Here is a 15,931-nt window from a genome sequence, read left to right as displayed (position 1 = left end):
GTACACAAATCCTGCATCCACCGAAAATCCATTGTGGGATCGGGCTTGCTCGCGAAGACGTCGGACCTGCCCGCTTCCATATTGATTGGGCCACCGCTATCGCGGGCAAGCCAGGCTCCCACAGGGTCCGGGGTGGTACACAAATCCTGCATCCACCGAAAACCCACTGTGGGAGCGGGCTTGCTCGCGAGGGCGTCGGACCTGCCTGCTTCCATGTTGATTGGGCCACCGCTATCGCGAGCAGGCTCGCTCCCACAGGGTCCGGGGTGGTACACAAATCCTGCATCCACCGAAAATCCATTGTGGGATCGGGCTTGCTCGCGAAGACGTCGGACCTGCCCGCTTCCATATTGATTGGGCCACCGCTATCGCGGGCAAGCCAGGCTCCCACTGGGTCCGGGGTGGTACACAAATCCTGCATCCACCGAAAACCCACTGTGGGAGCGAGCCTGCTCGCGATGGCGTCGGGTCAGCCTGCATCGGGTTCAATGAAGGCTAAGCCTTAAGCAAATAACAAAAAATTATTTATTTAACATTTTTTAGATCATTTAGATTCCCCCTAAGTCTTTGACCAACATGGTGTGTGAGTCCCGGCACTCCGATCTGCGATCTCATTAACGAGTCACCGTCCATGCAACTTCTCACGCTTCCGCCTTCCCCAGCCCTGGCCACGTCGATTCGTGCCACGGCCCAGGTCTTTGAAGACCCGAGCTCCCAGGCCCTGCTGGCTCATTTGCAACAAGTGGCCCCCAGCGATGCCAGTGTGCTGATCATCGGCCAGACCGGTACGGGCAAGGAGTTGGTCGCCCGGCACATCCATAATCTCAGCGCCCGCCGGGACAAGGCGTTCGTTGCGGTCAACTGTGGGGCGTTCTCCGAGACGCTGGTGGAAGCCGAGCTGTTCGGGCACGAAAAAGGCGCCTTCACCGGCGCGTTGACCGCAAAGGCCGGCTGGTTCGAAGAAGCGGACGGCGGCACCTTGTTCCTGGATGAAATCGGTGACCTGCCTCTGCCGATCCAGGTCAAGCTGCTCAGGGTCTTGCAGGAGCGTGAAGTGGTCCGCCTGGGGTCACGCAAGAGTATCAAGATCAATGTGCGCGTACTGGCGGCCACCAACGTGCAACTGGAAAAAGCCATCAACGCCGGCCACTTTCGCGAGGACCTCTACTACCGCCTCAATGTGGTCAGCCTTGTTCTCAAACCGCTGCGCGAGCGCCCCGGTGACATCCTGCCGTTGATACACCACTTCATCGCCGAATACAGTCGCAAGCTGGGTTACGGCGAGGTCGCGCTGGATGCGCAGGCAGAGCGCAAACTGCTCGATTACTCCTGGCCGGGCAACATCCGCGAGCTGGAAAATGTCATCCATCACACGCTGCTGATTTGCCGCAGATCGCTGATTGGCGTCCAGGACCTGCACCTGTCCAACTTCCGCATCGACCGCCAGAGCACACCCGCGGATAGCCCCCCTCAAAATGCCGAGACGCTCTTGCAGAAAGCCTTTGAAAAGCTGCTTGAGCAAGAGCACGGCAATTTACATGAGAAGGTCGAAACGGCCCTGCTGCGCGCCGCCTACCGATATGCGCATTGCAATCAGGTCCACACCGCCGCCCTGCTCGGCCTGAGTCGCAATGTCACACGCACGGCGCTGATCAGGATCGGCGAATTGGTGGTCAACAAGCGCCGTCCAACGTTGAGCACGCTGAACGGCCAAGTGGTCAATCTTTCAACCTGATCCTGCATCAGCCCTTGAGGATAGAGCCCTCGCGCGCCATGTCGCCGCGTCTACGCAACCGCCGCTGTTCTCGCAACCTTGCGCTGTTCCAACTCGCGCACCAGCGGCAGGACCCTACGGCCGAAATACTCGACCTCTTCCTGAAAGTGCAGGAAGCCCGCCAGCACCAGGTCGACACCCACAGCCTTGAGCGCGACGATGCGCTCGGCGATCTGCCGCGGCGTGCCGATCAGGTTGGTCTTGAAGCCATCGTTGTACTGCACCAAGTCTTCGAAACTGGACTTGGCCCAGTTACCTTCACCTTCCGGGCTGGATTTGCCGGCCTGTTTCGCCGCGTCACCAAAGGCACTCACCGCCTCCGGATCGGCCTGATCGATAATTTGCGCAAGCACCGCATGCGCCTCTTCTTCGGTGTCGCGCGCAATGACGAAGGCGTTTATCCCGACCTTGACCTTGTGGTTGTTGGCGGCGGCTTTGGCCTGAATGTCATCGATCTGGGCTTTGACGCCCTCCACGGTGTTGCCATTGGTGAAGTACCAGTCGGACACCCGCGCAGCCATGTCCCGCGCCGCACGGGAGCTGCCGCCCTGGAAGATTTCCGGGTGCTGCTGCAAGGGTTTCGGCTTGAGGGTGTAGTCATGGAAGCGGTAGAAGTCACCGCGAAACGTGAAGTTGTCGGTGGTCCAGATGCCCTTGAGCGTCGTGATGAACTCTTCGGAACGACGATAGCGCTCATCGTGCTCCAGCCATGGCTCGCCAATGGCGGTGAACTCGCCCTTGAACCAGCCGGACACCACGTTGATCGCGACGCGGCCGCCGGTCAATTGATCGATGGTCGCGATCTGCTTGGCCAGCACCGAAGGCGTCCATGGCCCCGGCAACACCGCCGCGATGACTTTCAGGCGCGTGGTGGCAGCCAGCAAGGCGTGGCTGAAGGCCACCGATTCGTGCTGGTACTCGGCGCCATAGCCGGCGGTAAAACGCACCTGCGTCAAGGCGTAGTCGAATCCGGCCGCCTCGGCGATCTGGGCCAGCTTGCGGTTGTAGTCGATCCCCCAGTCGGTACGCTGCGCGACCTTGCTGACCACCAGCCCGCCGCTGACGTTAGGTACCCAGTAGGCAAACTTGATCGTGTCCTGGCTCATTGTATGTACTCCACGGCTTGTTGAAATGAATCTGCACAAGGCATTGAGCAGCAACCGTGCCAACGACTTTTTTCTTTTATAATCAATGCATTATCAGAAAAACCGCATCCCCTTCACTGTCACCCGGCAGACAGGTTATTGATCCGCTGTTGCCAGGCCAACACCAAGGGCGTCACGGTTTACGAGTGCAACTGTTGGCAAGCACACAGCCAGGCAACACATTGCCCGCAGGACGACAGCACCTTCACTCGAATAGCGGCCTCAATCCCCCGGCTCCACGGGCTTTCGGTGTTGGGCATGGAGCGTGCAATACCGGTGCTGCAGCGGCAGGTTCTTCCTGCCCGCCCCTCTCGTCATCAGAAGGAACTTCGCCATGACCGCACAGCAACAACATCTGCCCCATCGCCTTTCCACCGGCACCGACTACGAGGCCTTGGCCGAGCGCTTCCGGCCGATCTTCGCGCGTATCCAGGCCGGCGCGCTGGAGCGTGAACAGTCCCGCAGCCTGCCCTATGAGCAGGTCAAATGGCTGAAGGAAGCAGGCTTCGGTGCCGTGCGCGTGCCCGTCGAACATGGCGGCGCCGGTGCTTCGTTGCCGCAGTTGTTGCAACTGCTGATCGAGCTCGCCGAAGCCGATTCCAACCTGCCCCAGGCTTTGCGCGGTCATTTCGCCTTTGTCGAGGATCGTCTCAACGCCCATGCTGGCAGTGCCCAGGACACATGGTTCAAACGCTTCGTGGCCGGTGAACTGGTAGGCAATGCCTGGACCGAAATCGGCGACGTGAAAATCGGCCAGGTCGGTACCCGGGTTTCTCGCCAAGGCGATCAATGGGTGGTCAACGGCACCAAGTATTACAGCACCGGCAGCATCTTCGCCGACTGGATCGACCTGTATGCCCAGCGCGACGACAACGGCACCGACGTGATCGCCGCTGTTCGTGTCCAGCAACCGGGCGTCCGGCAAATCGATGATTGGGACGGCTTCGGCCAACGCACCACCGGCAGCGGCACGTCGGTGTTCGAGAATGCCGTGGTCGAGGCAGAAAACCTCATCGACTTTTCCACGCGTTTCAAATACCAGACCGCGTTCTATCAATTGGTCTTGCTGGCCGTGCTGACTGGCTCTGGCCGCGCAGCGGTCCGCGACATCACCGAACAGGTGCAGAAACGCACGCGGATCTTCAGCACCGGCAATGCCAGTCAGGTCAGCCAGGACGTGCAGGTGCAGCAAGTGGTGGGCAAGGCCTCGGCCCAAGTCTACGCGGCCGAAGCCACCGCCCTACGCGCTGCGCAGGCCTCGCAACGCGCCTATGAAAGCCGCTTCGGCCACAATGCCGATATCGAACACCAGGCCAACATCGCCGCCGAACTGGAATCGGCCCAGGCCCAAGTCGCCATCGCCGAACTGGTACTGCGCGCCACCAGCGATCTGTTCAACGCCCTCGGTGCATCGGCCACCAGCACCGCAAAGGCCCTCGACCGCCATTGGCGCAATGCGCGCACTGCGGCCTCGCACAACCCGCTGATCTACAAGGAACGCATCATTGGCGATTGGACGATCAATGGTACGGAGCCGCCGTATGTCTGGCAGATTGGCGGCGGAGTGCAGCGCGAGGTCAACGCAGCAAGTCGCTGATCCAGTCGATCTGTCGGACGAGATCCTGCACCACTTCCTCGGGCACGGCCTGTCGCGCCCGGGCGAAGCCCTGCAGGGTCTTGTGCTTCTGGCGCAACCTGCGCTGCCACTTACCGAGGAAAGCAGGGGTGCGTGCCTCCATCAGCAACGGGCCGAAGTACAGTTCTTCGGCGCTGTACATCACCGGCCCGGTGCGCTCGGCGACGATGATTTCATAGTCGAAGCGGTTCTCCCGCAACACTTCCTCATCGAGAATGCGGTAGCCGTTTTCCATCAACCACAGGCGCAGCGGTTGCTCACCGCCGTTGGGTTGCAGGATCAGACGCTCCTGGCCGCTCAATCGCGACCTGTCGCGCTCCAGTATGTCGCGGATCGTCTCGCCGCCCATGCCACAGAAGCTGACCGCCGTGATCCCGTCACCCGGCTCGATTGCCGCCAGGCCATCAGCCAGGCGCACGGTGATCCATGGTTCGAGGCCATTCTCACGAACCGTCCGTTCAGCCGCGTGAAACGGCGTCACCGCCACCTCCCCGGCCACCGCCGCGACAATGATGCCACGGCGCATCAATGCCACCGGCAGATAACCGTGATCCGAGCCAATATCGGCCAAGCGCGCCCCCACCGGCACCTGCGCCGCCACCCGCTCCAGGCGCATGGACAATGTCTGTTCGTTCAACCGCAACCCCTTAACACCACAAGCGTCCGACAGCGTTGGCCGGATCGGGCTGCGATTCTGTCGGGCTACACGGTGCATTTCAAATTTATGTGACCAGGGTCGTGACTTTGACAACACCAGCCTGCGCACCTATAACCGCTCCTGGCCCACCGCCAGGTCAATAAACCAGATGAGAAACCGCCATGAATGACCGTCAAGCAATCATCAGAGACTTGATCGCAGCAGTGATGAAAGCCCGAAAGTCCGACGAAATCGTCTATCAGTCGGAGTGGCTCGGCTACATCCCGTTCGGGGTCTACCACTGGGTCGAATGCCAGGGCGAAGACGTTTCCGGCGACTTTCCGTTTGGATGGTCGCTCGAAGACCTGGCGGGTCTTGAGCAAATGGGATTTCTGAAAACGCTTGAAGCTTATGAGAACCCTGACGACTCGTTTGATCGGGAGATCAGGTATCGCGTTTGTGGCTGAGCAATGGTCATAAGTTAGCAGGTCGTGCCCGTCGAAAACTTCACCTTTACAGTGCCCTCTCGTCCATGGAGGATCTGAATGGAAGAAAGTCCTCACGGATTACCTGTGCAGCCAGTTTCTGGACGTCCCTGAGGGCGATCACCTTCGTTCCTTTCCAGTCTTCTTTAGGCAACAAACTCCGGACAGGAGCCTCTGGCCCGTTATAGGCCACTGATGCAGTGTTCGACGTGAAGTCGATTCTAAAAAAGAGCAGGTGGTCGGCAAAGCCCACTCCCGGTGTAAAAGCGGGTCCCGAATTGATCCTACCCGTTGCCTTCACTTGTACGGTCCTTCCATTTCGAGTCAACGCATCCACACCACCTGTACGTTTAGGTGGCAGCACGAGGTCGAAGTACTCCAGTGCCAAAGCTTCTGCGATGTCGCCCACCAGACGCCCGTCGAGAGTGAACTTCAGTCTCGTACTCGAATAGTGATTAACCAGTGCTTGTTGTGCCTTCCATAAATCGCGTATCACCTCGGGTAACTGCAATACGGGCTCTTTTCCATCCATTCAAACCTTCTCCTTTATGGCAATTTCCAGATGTCTATTGTGAAGTACCGATCTGGACCGTAGCGCTGCATGCTTCAGATCTTGCCAGCCAAAACAACCAAATCCCTTAGGCTTCGCAGCCAGAAAAAAGCGCCTGAGAGATGGCATTCACTGTCTCGCGTGGTGCCCATCATCACCATCCAGACACAGGGATGTCCATGCTTCATCTACCCAGGATCGAGGGTGCCGCGTCGCTGCCTTCAATGCTCGGCAAATCTGTCAGCCATCTACCACTAGGGACACTTGCGCCTTAATGGCAATGACGGCAAACCTTAAAATCGCGAGTTCGAGCACGTGGAAGTCAGTTGCTTTACCCGCCAAGCCAGTACCCGCCAGATTTATCGCATCAGTAGCCAGCACTTGTTGTCGACATCTGCTCAACCACTTGAGAATGCATTGAACCCAGAATAACTCACCCGATTTGTTGATGCCGTGCGCGCCGAGCTGCTCAATCCAGACCAACTGGCAACGCTCACCACTCGGATAACGCATGGAAATCAGCTAAGGTGTACCTTTACCTGGAAGCCTATGACCTGTGTGTAGAAACCGCCGGCAGTTCTTCTCGTTCAGATCAATACGCTCAAGGCTGCGGAGTAATAGCAATTATGGCCAAGGCTTCTCAAGCGCCTGAAAGACGATTGGGAAGCCTTTGTTTGTGCGCCTCCGGCATAAATGGGTAGGATGCGGTCAACATCATCCGATCTAGAGTTTGCTCATGGTTTCCGTGGTCGTTCAGGAAGAAGTCCGAAGTCGTCTTCGTCGTGCTGAGAGTGAGCATGAAGCGAAGGTCCTACTCGCCGTGGAGTCAGGCAGTCGTGCCTGGGGGTTCGCCTCGCCCAACAGCGATTACGACGCCCGCTTCATCTACGTCAACAAGCCTGAATGGTACCTCTCTGTCGGACTCGAGGAACGACGCGACGTCATCGAATACCCCATCGTCGACGATATGGACATCAATGGCTGGGACCTGCGCAAGGCATTGCGGCTGTTCTGGAAGTCCAATCCAGGCTTCGTCGAATGGCTGCAGTCCACCATTGTCTATGAACACTCAGGATCTTTTCACGAACGAGCCAAGGCCCTGCTGCCACAGGTGTATTCGGTCGAAAGTGGAATCTATCATTATCGCAGCATGGCCAAGACTAACTATCGGGGGTACTTGCAGGCCCCTCAAGTGCCGCTGAAGAAATACTTTTACGTGCTGCGACCCTTGTTATCGGTGCGATGGCTGGAGAAATTCAATACACCTGCTCCCATTGAGTTTGACACGCTGCGAACGGTCATCGAGGGGCAATCAGAACTCCAGAGTGCGATCGACGACCTGCTGGCAATCAAACGCACATCTCCAGAATTGGGGCTGTCCCCGCAGGTCATGCCCATCCAACAGTTCATCGAACGCGAGCTGCTTCGTCTTGAGGCCATCAAGCCGACCCGTAGCGAACGCAAAGAAGTCGAACCCTTGCTTTCAGAGCTGTTTCGTTCAGTGCTGGAAGAGACCTGGGGATGATGAGCAGCCTTTTTCAATATTCCCGTATTGAGGCAGGATGCGGGCAACCAACAAGCTACGACGGCGTGTGATCACACCTTAGGTCAATAGGCAACCCTGGACCGCAACGACGAACCGGTTATGAACAGACTGTCAATACAGCCGATCTGCGCACTCTCTCCTGGCGTTCAGATGTTAGAAGCAGAAGCGGTTGCGGAAGGTTTCAGGTTCCTGACGCGCTTGATTGCAGAGTGGGAAAGCGGCGTGAACCAATTTGATCGGTCCGGCGAGGGATTTTTTGGTGCCTTTCGCGACGATCAACTGATCGCTGTCGGTGGCCTTTCCTATGATCCTTATGCCGGGTCAGACACCGGAAGATTGCGCAGGGTTTATGTCGCGCCTGCATCAAGAGGTCAGAATGTGGGTAGGTTCCTGGTCAATTACCTTCTGGAACACGCAACCCAGCAATTTCGTACGGTACGCCTATCCACGGACACACCAGAGGGTGCCGCGTTTTACCTTCGCTGTGGGTTCCAGCCAATACGGGATGATTTTGCTACACATGGGAAGTCATTGACCCCGACAAAATAGCCAGGCAAAGACCATGCTCATCGAACCCTTCTCCATCAACATCTCCGAGCCCGCCCTGGAAGACCTGCGCCATCGCTTGCGCAATACACGGCTGCCCGAGCCCTTGCTCGATCAAGGCCGGAGCGAAGGCATGGACATGAGCGTGCTGCGCGATCTGCTTGCTTACTGGTCGACCGGGTTCGACTGGCGCGCGCGGGAGGCTGAGCTCAATCGCTTGCCGCAGTTTGTCGCCGACATCGGCGGGCAACGGGTTCACTTTGTTCATCAACGCGGTATCGGGCCGGATCCGATGCCGCTCGTCCTGACCCACGGCTGGCCCGGTTCGTTCATCGAGATGCAGCGCATCATTGCGCTGCTGACGGACCCGGCCAGTCACGGTGGCGACCCGGCGGATGCGTTCCATGTGGTGGTGCCGTCGCTGCCCGGCTACACCTTTTCCGCGCCGTTCATGCAAGCAGGTATGGGGCCTTATGAGATTGCCGGGCTGTGGCACGCCTTGATGGGCGGGCTGGGTTATGAACGCTTTGGCGCCCAAGGCGGGGACATCGGCGCGGGTGTCTCGACCTGGCTGGGTGTGCGGTTTCCCGAGCAGGTGACAGGGATTCACCTCAATTACATTCCGGGCTCCTACCGCCCTCCCCTGGGCGAAACCGAGCCGCCGCAAACAGCGGAGGAAACGCTTTTCCTCCAGCGCGCCGCCGCATTTGGCGATGCCGAAGGCGCATACGCCCACCTGCAGCGAACCAAACCCCAGAGCCTGGCCGTGGGCTTGAACGATTCACCGGCCGGACTGTTGGCCTGGATGGGGGAAAAGCTGTTGGCCTGGTGCGATACCGACCCGGCCATCGACCGTGACTGGCTGCTGACCAATGTGACGCTCTACTGGCTGACGAACTGCATTGGCTCGTCGTTTCGTCAGTACGTGGAAGGCAGCAAGCGTCCCTTGCAGTTCAACAGCGGGACGCGGGTGAAGCCTGCGGTCGGGGTCGCGTTGTTTCCCAAGGAACTGCCCATGCCGCCAAGAAGCTGGGTGGAGCGGTGCTGTACAGTGGAGCGCTGGACCACGATGCCCCGTGGCGGTCACTTTGCGGCGCTGGAGCAGCCGGCGTTGCTGGCGGCGGATATCAGGGCGTTCTTTCGGGCGTTGCGCTGATTGCTGCGCCTCTGTGGGAGCGAGCCTGCTCGCGATGACGGCGACACATTCAACCTCGATGCAAGCTGACCCGGCGCCATCGCGAGCAGGCTCGCTCCCACGGAGATCCGGGTGTTAGTGACGGAACTGATTGTTCGAACAATCTTGTAGGCAATCACCACCGTGACGAGGAAGGCAAACCTGTGGGAGCGAGCCTGCTCGCTCCCACAGGGGATTGGCGGGGAATGAAGGACTTTGTCCTCTGAGATCTTCTCGCAGGCTGACAAGGACTGAAACACATCACCCACCACACTATGCCAATCGGCCGATGTTCATCCGCCAGGGGTTTTCGATACTCGAATCTCCGGCACCACCTGGAACCGTCCGCGGTTCGAGCTGGATGGCCTTCGTTCGAATTGTGGAGTGATGCATGCGTAAATCGAATCTTCTGAACACCGCCCTGTTGATCGGGGTGATGTCGGCCACCACCGCCCAGGCTTTCGAAGCGGGCGATGTTCTGATCCGCGCGGGAGCCGTGACCGTCGACCCTCGGGAAAGCAGCTCCAGCGTGCGCGTCGATCGCGGTAGCCTCGCCGGTACCGACCTGGGCGGCAAGGCGAGCCTGAACAGCGACACCCAGTTGGGCCTGAATTTCGCCTACATGATCACCGACCACCTAGGCGTCGAGCTGCTGGCGGCGACGCCATTCGAACACGACGTGAATATCTCCGGCACCTCCGGTGGCATTGCCGATGGCAAGTTGGGATCCCTCAAGCATCTGCCGCCAACCGTGAGCCTGATCTACTACCCGCTCGACAACAAGGCAGCCTTCCAGCCCTACCTGGGCATTGGTATCAATTACACCTGGGTCTACGATGAAAGCGTCGGCAGCCGCGCCAGCGCAGCAGGCTTCGACTCGTTTCACGCCAGCAATTCTTGGGGATGGGCAGCCCAGGCGGGCGCAGACTACATGCTCACCGATCGCCTGATGCTCAACGCACAGATGCGCTATATCGACATCGAGACCGATGCCTATGTAAGCAATACAACGCTTGGGGTCAGGTCCAAAGTGAATGTCGAGGTGGACCCTTTCGTGTACATGGTTGGGCTGGGTTACAAATTCTGAACACAGCAGCCCTCTGTGCCCGGGGAACGGTGCGCAGCCGACCAGGGCTGCGCACCGAACCTTTGCGCTAGGATTCCGTCAACGCCGCCTGCACCAGCGGGTGCAGCCCATCGCCGGGGTTTTCCACCTGCCACTTCATCAGCTGATTGCGCATGACCGGCGTCCAGAAATTCTGGATATGCTGACGTACGCCATTCACCGCCAGTGTCCTGTCCGGCTCGCTGGAGAAGTACTGGCCGATCTGGTTGGCCATCTTGATCAGGCTTTCGGTACTCATCGACGCACCTCGGCTTTCTCGGCATGACGACGTTCGCGCAGCAGACGCCCCTGTTCATCGCTGAAAGCCTGGTAGCGTTTCTGCCATTCCGAAGGCTGGCTGACCCGCACGATTTCCACCGCCGTCACCTTGTATTCCGGGCAGTTGGTGGCCCAGTCGGAGTTGTCGGTGGTGATCACGTTGGCACCCGATTCCGGGAAGTGGAAGGTGGTGTAGACCACCCCTGGCGCCACCCGCTCGGAGACCTTGGCCCGCAGCACGGTTTGCCCGGCGCGGCTGCCGATGCCGACCCAGTCGCCCTCGACGATACCGCGGCTCTCGGCGTCGCTCGGATGGATTTCCAACCGGTCTTCCTCGTGCCAGGCGACGTTTTCGGTGCGACGAGTCTGGGCACCTACGTTGTACTGGCTGAGGATACGTCCGGTGGTCAGCAGCAACGGATAGCGACTGTTGACCTTCTCGTCAGTCGGCACGTAGCCGGTGAGCATGAAGCGCCCTTTGCCACGGACGAACTCGTCGATGTGCATGATCGGCGTACCGTCCGGCGCGTCATCGTTGCACGGCCATTGCAGGCTGCCATGGCGATCCAGTTCGGCGTAGCTGACCCGGGTGAACGTCGGCGTCAGGCGGGCGATTTCATCCATGATCTCGGAAGGATGCTTGTAGTTCATCTTGTAGCCCAGGGCTTCGGACAGGGCCATGGTGGCCTCCCAGTCAGCCTTGCCTGCCAGGGGCTCCATCACCTTGCGTACCCGCGAGATACGGCGCTCGGCGTTGGTGAAGGTACCGTCCTTCTCAAGGAACGAGCTGCCCGGCAGGAATACGTGGGCGAACTTCGCCGTCTCGTTAAGGAAGATGTCTTGCACCACCACGCATTCCAGGGCGCTCAGGGCCGCGGTCACGTGCTGGGTGTTCGGGTCGCTCTGGGCGATGTCCTCGCCTTGGCAATAAAGTGCCTTGAAGGACCCATCCAGCGCCGCCTCGAACATGTTCGGAATGCGCAGCCCCGGATCGGGTTGCAGAGTCACGTTCCAGGCCTGCTCGAACTGGGCGCGTACCACATCGTTGGAGACGTGGCGATAACCGGGCAGCTCGTGGGGGAACGAGCCCATGTCGCAGGAGCCCTGCACGTTGTTCTGCCCGCGCAACGGGTTCACGCCGACGCCTTCGCGACCGATGTTACCGGTGACCATGGCAAGGTTGGCGATGCCCATCACCGACGTACTGCCCTGGCTATGCTCGGTAACGCCGAGGCCGTAGTAGATGGCTGCGTTGCCGCCAGTGGCGTAGAGCCGTGCGGCGGCGCGGATCTGCTCGGCAGGCACGCCGCACACCGGGCCCAGGACCTCGGGCGCGTTCTCCGGCAAGCTGACGAAGTCACGCCAGCGGGCAAAGTCCGCGGCCTCGCAGCGCTCGTCGACGAAAGGCTGGTTGACCAGTCCTTCGGTGACGATCACATGGGCCAGCGCATTGAGCATCGCCACGTTGGTGCCCGGGCGAAGTTGAAGGTGCAGGTCGGCGCGGGCATGGGGCGAATCCACCAGGTCGATGCGCCGTGGATCGATGACGATCAGCCGCGCACCCTGGCGCAGGCGACGCTTGAGCTGGGAACCGAACACCGGGTGGGCATCGGTCGGGTTGGCGCCCATCACCAGGATCACGTCGGCCAGCATCACCGAATCGAAGGTCTGGGTACCGGCGGACTCGCCAAGTGTCTGCTTGAGGCCATAACCGGTCGGCGAATGGCAGACCCGGGCGCAGGTGTCGACGTTGTTGTTGCCGAAGGCGGTACGCACCAGCTTCTGCACCAGGTAGGTTTCTTCGTTGGTGCAGCGGCTGGAGGTGATGCCGCCGATGGAGTCGCGGCCGTATTTCAACTGAATGCGACGGAATTCACTGGCCGCGTAGTTGACGGCTTCGTCCCAGCTGACTTCCTGCCACGGATCGTTGATGTGCTTGCGGATCATCGGCTTGGTGATGCGATCCGGGTGAGTGGCGTAGCCCCAGGCGAAACGACCCTTGACGCAGGAATGGCCGTGGTTGGCCTGGCCGTTTTTGTCCGGAACCATGCGCACCAGTTGGTCGCCTTTCATTTCGGCGCGGAACGAGCACCCGACACCACAGTAGGCGCAGGTGGTGATGACGCTGCGCTCCGGCTGGCCGATTTCCACCACGCTCTTTTCCATCAGCGTGGCCGTCGGACAGGCCTGCACACAGGCGCCGCAGGACACGCATTCAGAGTCGAGGAAGTTGTCACCGCCAGCGGCCGCCACCCGCGAATCGAAGCCGCGTCCGGTGATGGTCAGTGCGAAAGTGCCTTGGGTTTCCTCGCAGGCCCGCACGCAGCGGTTGCAGACGATGCATTTGCTCGGGTCGTAGTCAAAATAAGGGTTGGAAACGTCCTTCGTTTCGGCCAGGTGGTTGTCACCCTCATAGCCATAGCGCACTTCACGCAGGCCGACCTGCCCCGCCACTGTCTGCAATTCGCAGTTGCCGTTGGCCGAGCACGTCAGGCAGTCCAGCGGGTGGTCGGAGATGTACAGCTCCATCACGTTACGCCGCAAGCCGGCGAGTCGGGAGGTCTGGGTGCGCACCACCATGCCTTCGGTGACCGGCGTGGTGCACGAGGCCGGATAGCCGCGCATGCCGTCGATCTCCACCAGGCACATGCGGCAGGAGCCGAACGGTTCCAGGCTGTCGGTGGCGCAGAGTTTGGGGATGGTGGTGCCGAGCAATGCCGCGGCGCGCATCACCGAGGTACCGGAGGGAACGCTGATTTCGCGGCCGTCGATGCTCAGGCTGACTTGCACCTCGCTTTCGCGTTCGGGGGTGCCCAGGTCGATATCGCTGGCGGGATCGAAGATATTGATCATTGGTCGGCCTCCGTGGTCGCCAGACCGAAGTCGGCAGGAAAATGCTTGAGGGCGCTGGCGACAGGATAGGAGGTCATCCCACCCAAGGCACAGAGCGAACCGTATTGCAGGGTGTCGCAGAGGTCCTGGAGCAACAGGACCTGTTCCTGGCGGGCACCGGCATCGGTGCTGGCGAGCAGCCGGTCCACCACTTCCACCCCACGGGTGGAGCCGATCCGGCACGGCGTGCATTTGCCGCAGGATTCTTCGGCGCAGAACTGCAGGGCGAAACGGGCCATATGCGCCATGTCCAGGCTGTCATCGGCCACCACCACGCCGCCGTGGCCAAGCATCGCGCCCATGGCGGCAAACGCCTCGTAATCCAGCGGTGTATCGAACTGCGAAGGTGGCACCCAGGCACCCAGCGGGCCACCCACCTGGGCGGCCTTCAATGGCCGGCCGCTGGCGGTACCACCGCCATATTCTTCCACCAGCTCGCGCAGCGTCAGGCCGAAGGCGCGCTCCACCAGGCCGCCATGGCGGATGTTGCCGGCCAGTTGGAACGGCATCGTTCCCAGGGAACGGCCCATGCCGAAGTCGCGGTAGAACTGGGCGCCCTTCTCCAGGATCACCGGGACCGAAGTCAGGGTCAGCACGTTGTGAACCAGGGTTGGCAGCCCGAACAGGCCTTGCAGCGCAGGCAACGGCGGCTTGGCGCGAACCGTGCCCCGCTTGCCTTCGAGGGACTCCAGCAGGGCGGTTTCTTCGCCGCAGATGTAGGCACCGGCGCCCACCCGGACTTCCAGTTCGAAAGCACGGCCACTGCCCGCCACGTTGGCGCCCAGGTAGCCGGCCTCGCGGGCGATGCCCAGGGCATCGTTCAACGTCGCGACAGCGTCCGGATATTCCGAGCGCACATAGATGTAGCCCATGGTGGCGCCTACCGCGATACCCGCAATGATCATGCCTTCGATCAGCAGGAACGGATCGCCTTCCATCAGCATGCGGTCGGCGAATGTGCCGGAGTCGCCTTCGTCGGCGTTGCACACCACATATTTCTGCGTACCCGGCGCATCGCGCACGGTGCGCCACTTGATGCCCGCCGGGAACGCCGCGCCGCCCCGGCCGCGCAGGCCCGAGTCGAGCACGCTGGCCACCACTTGCGCGCCATCCTGTTGGATTGCGCGAGCCAGGCCCTGGAAGCCGCCATGGGCGCGATAGTCATCCGCCGACAGCGGCCGGGTGATACCGGCGCGAGCGAACAGCAGGCGCTGTTGGCTCTTGAGATAAGGGATGTCCTCCACCGGCCCCAGGGCCAATGGATGGTTGCCGGGCTCGCCTGCCAGGGCGTCGAGCAGCCCAGGCACGTCCGCCGGTGTGACGGGGCCGAAGCCCAGCCGGCCGCTGGTGGTTTCCAGCTCCAGCAGCGGTTCCAGCCAATAGAGGCCACGGGAACTGGTGCGCTGCACCTCCAGCGGCAACTGCCGCCGCTCGGCCTCGCGCATCAGCGCGACGGCCACCGTGTCCGCGCCGACGGCGCGGGCTACCGAATCGCGGGGAATGCAGAGCTTCAGCATGTGCCTTCCTCCAGGCAGCCATTGACCAGCTCGCGCAGGCGCTCAGGCGTCAGCCGTGCGTGCAACTGGCCATCCAGCTCCAGGGCCGGCGAGCAGACACAGGCCCCCAGGCAATAGACCGGCCGCAAACTGATGCTGCCATCGGCGCTGGTGCCGTGATCGTCCAGAGACAGTTGTTCGCGCAATTGGGCAGCCAACTGTTCGGCCCCCATGCTTTGGCACGACTCCGCCCGGCAAAGACGCAAGGTATGGCGTGCGGGCGGCGTGGTACGGAAATCGTGATAGAAACTGATAACGCCGCGCACTTCAGCCAGACTGAGGTTGAGGGCATGGGCGATCTCCGGGACGGCCGCGTCGGGAACGTACCCGCAGCCCTCCTGGATGGCATGAAGAATCGGCAGCAAGGCACCGGGGGTGTCCTTTTCGCGCTCCAATACACGTTGAATCAGAGGCAGGTGAAGCGTCTCATCGGGCATAAACTTACCTCGGCATCTCGAACGACACTGCTGAAGGCAGTCGTCCGGAGTCTTGGCTGCGGCGTCCGGCCACGTCACGGAAGCGTGGTTGTCCGGTCGCCCTCCTCGCTCTCCGGTCAGGCATCTTGGTGCGCCTGATCCGGGGCATCGTTACAGCTTGCCACTCCCG

Annotated in this window: 15 protein-coding genes; 7 read left to right on the top strand and 8 right to left on the bottom strand. The window is 60.8% G+C overall.

The annotated features are described in order from the left end of the window. Window positions 1-631: 631 nt before the first annotated feature. Window positions 632-1,735 carry a sigma-54 interaction domain-containing protein gene (locus ACODTO_RS19040; RefSeq protein WP_139649968.1) on the top strand — a complete coding sequence of 368 codons (1,104 nt, stop codon included), beginning with the start codon at window positions 632-634 and terminating at the stop codon, window positions 1,733-1,735. A gap of 50 nt (window positions 1,736-1,785) precedes the next feature. On the opposite strand, the gene sfnG is transcribed toward ACODTO_RS19040, so the two are convergent. Then, a complete protein-coding gene (sfnG, locus tag ACODTO_RS19035) occupies window positions 1,786-2,880 on the bottom strand; it encodes a dimethylsulfone monooxygenase SfnG (protein ID WP_175386545.1) in 1,095 nt (364 codons plus the stop codon). 373 nt (window positions 2,881-3,253) lie between these two features. Here sfnG and ACODTO_RS19030 point away from each other — a divergent pair, with 373 nt between their 5' ends. Further along, window positions 3,254-4,516, top strand: a complete 1,263-nt coding sequence (locus ACODTO_RS19030) for an acyl-CoA dehydrogenase family protein (protein ID WP_489106902.1) — start codon at window positions 3,254-3,256, stop codon at window positions 4,514-4,516. Here the strand turns inward: ACODTO_RS19030 and ACODTO_RS19025 are convergent. Further along, window positions 4,497-5,192, bottom strand: coding sequence for a tRNA (adenine(22)-N(1))-methyltransferase (locus ACODTO_RS19025; RefSeq protein ID WP_489106901.1), 696 nt, complete (start codon window positions 5,190-5,192; stop codon window positions 4,497-4,499). The genes ACODTO_RS19030 and ACODTO_RS19025 overlap by 20 nt on opposite strands. 182 nt (window positions 5,193-5,374) lie before the next feature. Between ACODTO_RS19025 and ACODTO_RS19020 the strand changes: the two genes are divergently transcribed. Continuing rightward, window positions 5,375-5,659, top strand: a complete 285-nt coding sequence (locus tag ACODTO_RS19020; protein WP_139649976.1) for a hypothetical protein — start codon at window positions 5,375-5,377, stop codon at window positions 5,657-5,659. Between the two features lie 46 nt (window positions 5,660-5,705). Here ACODTO_RS19020 and ACODTO_RS19015 read toward each other — a convergent pair whose 3' ends face one another. Together ACODTO_RS19015 and ACODTO_RS19010 are read right to left on the bottom strand one after the other, a co-directional pair. Continuing rightward, the gene (locus ACODTO_RS19015; protein ID WP_489106900.1) at window positions 5,706-6,209 is read right to left on the bottom strand and encodes a DUF6998 domain-containing protein; all 504 of its coding nucleotides are present in this window, start codon (window positions 6,207-6,209) and stop codon (window positions 5,706-5,708) included. Window positions 6,210-6,467: 258 nt separating this feature from the next. Further along, on the bottom strand, window positions 6,468-6,740 hold the full coding sequence (locus tag ACODTO_RS19010) for a hypothetical protein (protein ID WP_464711731.1): 273 nt from the start codon (window positions 6,738-6,740) through the stop codon (window positions 6,468-6,470). A gap of 223 nt (window positions 6,741-6,963) precedes the next feature. Here ACODTO_RS19010 and ACODTO_RS19005 point away from each other — a divergent pair, with 223 nt between their 5' ends. The 4 genes from ACODTO_RS19005 (at window position 6,964) to ACODTO_RS18990 (ending at window position 10,580) form a co-directional block, all read left to right on the top strand. Next, the gene (locus ACODTO_RS19005; protein WP_464711730.1) at window positions 6,964-7,752 is read left to right on the top strand and encodes a nucleotidyltransferase domain-containing protein; all 789 of its coding nucleotides are present in this window, start codon (window positions 6,964-6,966) and stop codon (window positions 7,750-7,752) included. Window positions 7,753-7,872: 120 nt separating this feature from the next. Then, window positions 7,873-8,322 carry a GNAT family N-acetyltransferase gene (locus tag ACODTO_RS19000; protein ID WP_464711728.1) on the top strand — a complete coding sequence of 150 codons (450 nt, stop codon included), beginning with the start codon at window positions 7,873-7,875 and terminating at the stop codon, window positions 8,320-8,322. 13 nt (window positions 8,323-8,335) lie between these two features. Then, on the top strand, window positions 8,336-9,475 hold the full coding sequence (locus ACODTO_RS18995) for an epoxide hydrolase family protein (protein ID WP_489106899.1): 1,140 nt from the start codon (window positions 8,336-8,338) through the stop codon (window positions 9,473-9,475). A gap of 409 nt (window positions 9,476-9,884) precedes the next feature. Then, a complete protein-coding gene (locus tag ACODTO_RS18990) occupies window positions 9,885-10,580 on the top strand; it encodes an OmpW/AlkL family protein (protein WP_464711725.1) in 696 nt (231 codons plus the stop codon). A gap of 67 nt (window positions 10,581-10,647) precedes the next feature. Here the strand turns inward: ACODTO_RS18990 and ACODTO_RS18985 are convergent, their stop codons facing one another. The 4 genes from ACODTO_RS18985 to ACODTO_RS18970 are packed head-to-tail and all read right to left on the bottom strand — an operon-like array spanning window position 10,648 to window position 15,762. Next, window positions 10,648-10,857: a formate dehydrogenase subunit delta gene (locus tag ACODTO_RS18985; protein WP_139649983.1), complete on the bottom strand. Its 210-nt coding sequence runs from the start codon at window positions 10,855-10,857 to the stop codon at window positions 10,648-10,650. Further along, window positions 10,854-13,730, bottom strand: coding sequence for a formate dehydrogenase subunit alpha (gene fdhF, locus ACODTO_RS18980; RefSeq protein WP_175362841.1), 2,877 nt, complete (start codon window positions 13,728-13,730; stop codon window positions 10,854-10,856). The genes ACODTO_RS18985 and fdhF overlap by 4 nt, the downstream gene beginning before the upstream one ends. Beyond that, window positions 13,727-15,286: a formate dehydrogenase beta subunit gene (locus ACODTO_RS18975; protein WP_489106898.1), complete on the bottom strand. Its 1,560-nt coding sequence runs from the start codon at window positions 15,284-15,286 to the stop codon at window positions 13,727-13,729. Before ACODTO_RS18975 ends, fdhF begins: the two co-directional genes overlap by 4 nt. Next, window positions 15,280-15,762, bottom strand: a complete 483-nt coding sequence (locus tag ACODTO_RS18970) for a formate dehydrogenase subunit gamma (RefSeq protein ID WP_041020039.1) — start codon at window positions 15,760-15,762, stop codon at window positions 15,280-15,282. Before ACODTO_RS18970 ends, ACODTO_RS18975 begins: the two co-directional genes overlap by 7 nt. Window positions 15,763-15,931: the final 169 nt, after the last annotated feature.

It is taken from the genome of Pseudomonas sp. FG13, from assembly GCF_057809755.1.
This window is presented reverse-complemented; position numbering and strand designations above follow the sequence as displayed.

Coding starts and splice junctions, on each gene's coding strand:
- ACODTO_RS19040 (WP_139649968.1), top strand. CDS start 632: ATGCAACTTCTCACGCTTCCGCCTTCCCCAGCCCTGGCCACGTCGATT.
- sfnG (WP_175386545.1), bottom strand. CDS start 2,880: ATGAGCCAGGACACGATCAAGTTTGCCTACTGGGTACCTAACGTCAGC.
- ACODTO_RS19030 (WP_489106902.1), top strand. CDS start 3,254: ATGACCGCACAGCAACAACATCTGCCCCATCGCCTTTCCACCGGCACC.
- ACODTO_RS19020 (WP_139649976.1), top strand. CDS start 5,375: ATGAATGACCGTCAAGCAATCATCAGAGACTTGATCGCAGCAGTGATG.
- ACODTO_RS19015 (WP_489106900.1), bottom strand. CDS start 6,209: ATGGATGGAAAAGAGCCCGTATTGCAGTTACCCGAGGTGATACGCGAT.
- ACODTO_RS19010 (WP_464711731.1), bottom strand. CDS start 6,740: ATGCGTTATCCGAGTGGTGAGCGTTGCCAGTTGGTCTGGATTGAGCAG.
- ACODTO_RS19005 (WP_464711730.1), top strand. CDS start 6,964: ATGGTTTCCGTGGTCGTTCAGGAAGAAGTCCGAAGTCGTCTTCGTCGT.
- ACODTO_RS19000 (WP_464711728.1), top strand. CDS start 7,873: ATGAACAGACTGTCAATACAGCCGATCTGCGCACTCTCTCCTGGCGTT.
- ACODTO_RS18995 (WP_489106899.1), top strand. CDS start 8,336: ATGCTCATCGAACCCTTCTCCATCAACATCTCCGAGCCCGCCCTGGAA.
- ACODTO_RS18990 (WP_464711725.1), top strand. CDS start 9,885: ATGCGTAAATCGAATCTTCTGAACACCGCCCTGTTGATCGGGGTGATG.
- ACODTO_RS18985 (WP_139649983.1), bottom strand. CDS start 10,857: ATGAGTACCGAAAGCCTGATCAAGATGGCCAACCAGATCGGCCAGTAC.
- fdhF (WP_175362841.1), bottom strand. CDS start 13,730: ATGATCAATATCTTCGATCCCGCCAGCGATATCGACCTGGGCACCCCC.
- ACODTO_RS18975 (WP_489106898.1), bottom strand. CDS start 15,286: ATGCTGAAGCTCTGCATTCCCCGCGATTCGGTAGCCCGCGCCGTCGGC.
- ACODTO_RS18970 (WP_041020039.1), bottom strand. CDS start 15,762: ATGCCCGATGAGACGCTTCACCTGCCTCTGATTCAACGTGTATTGGAG.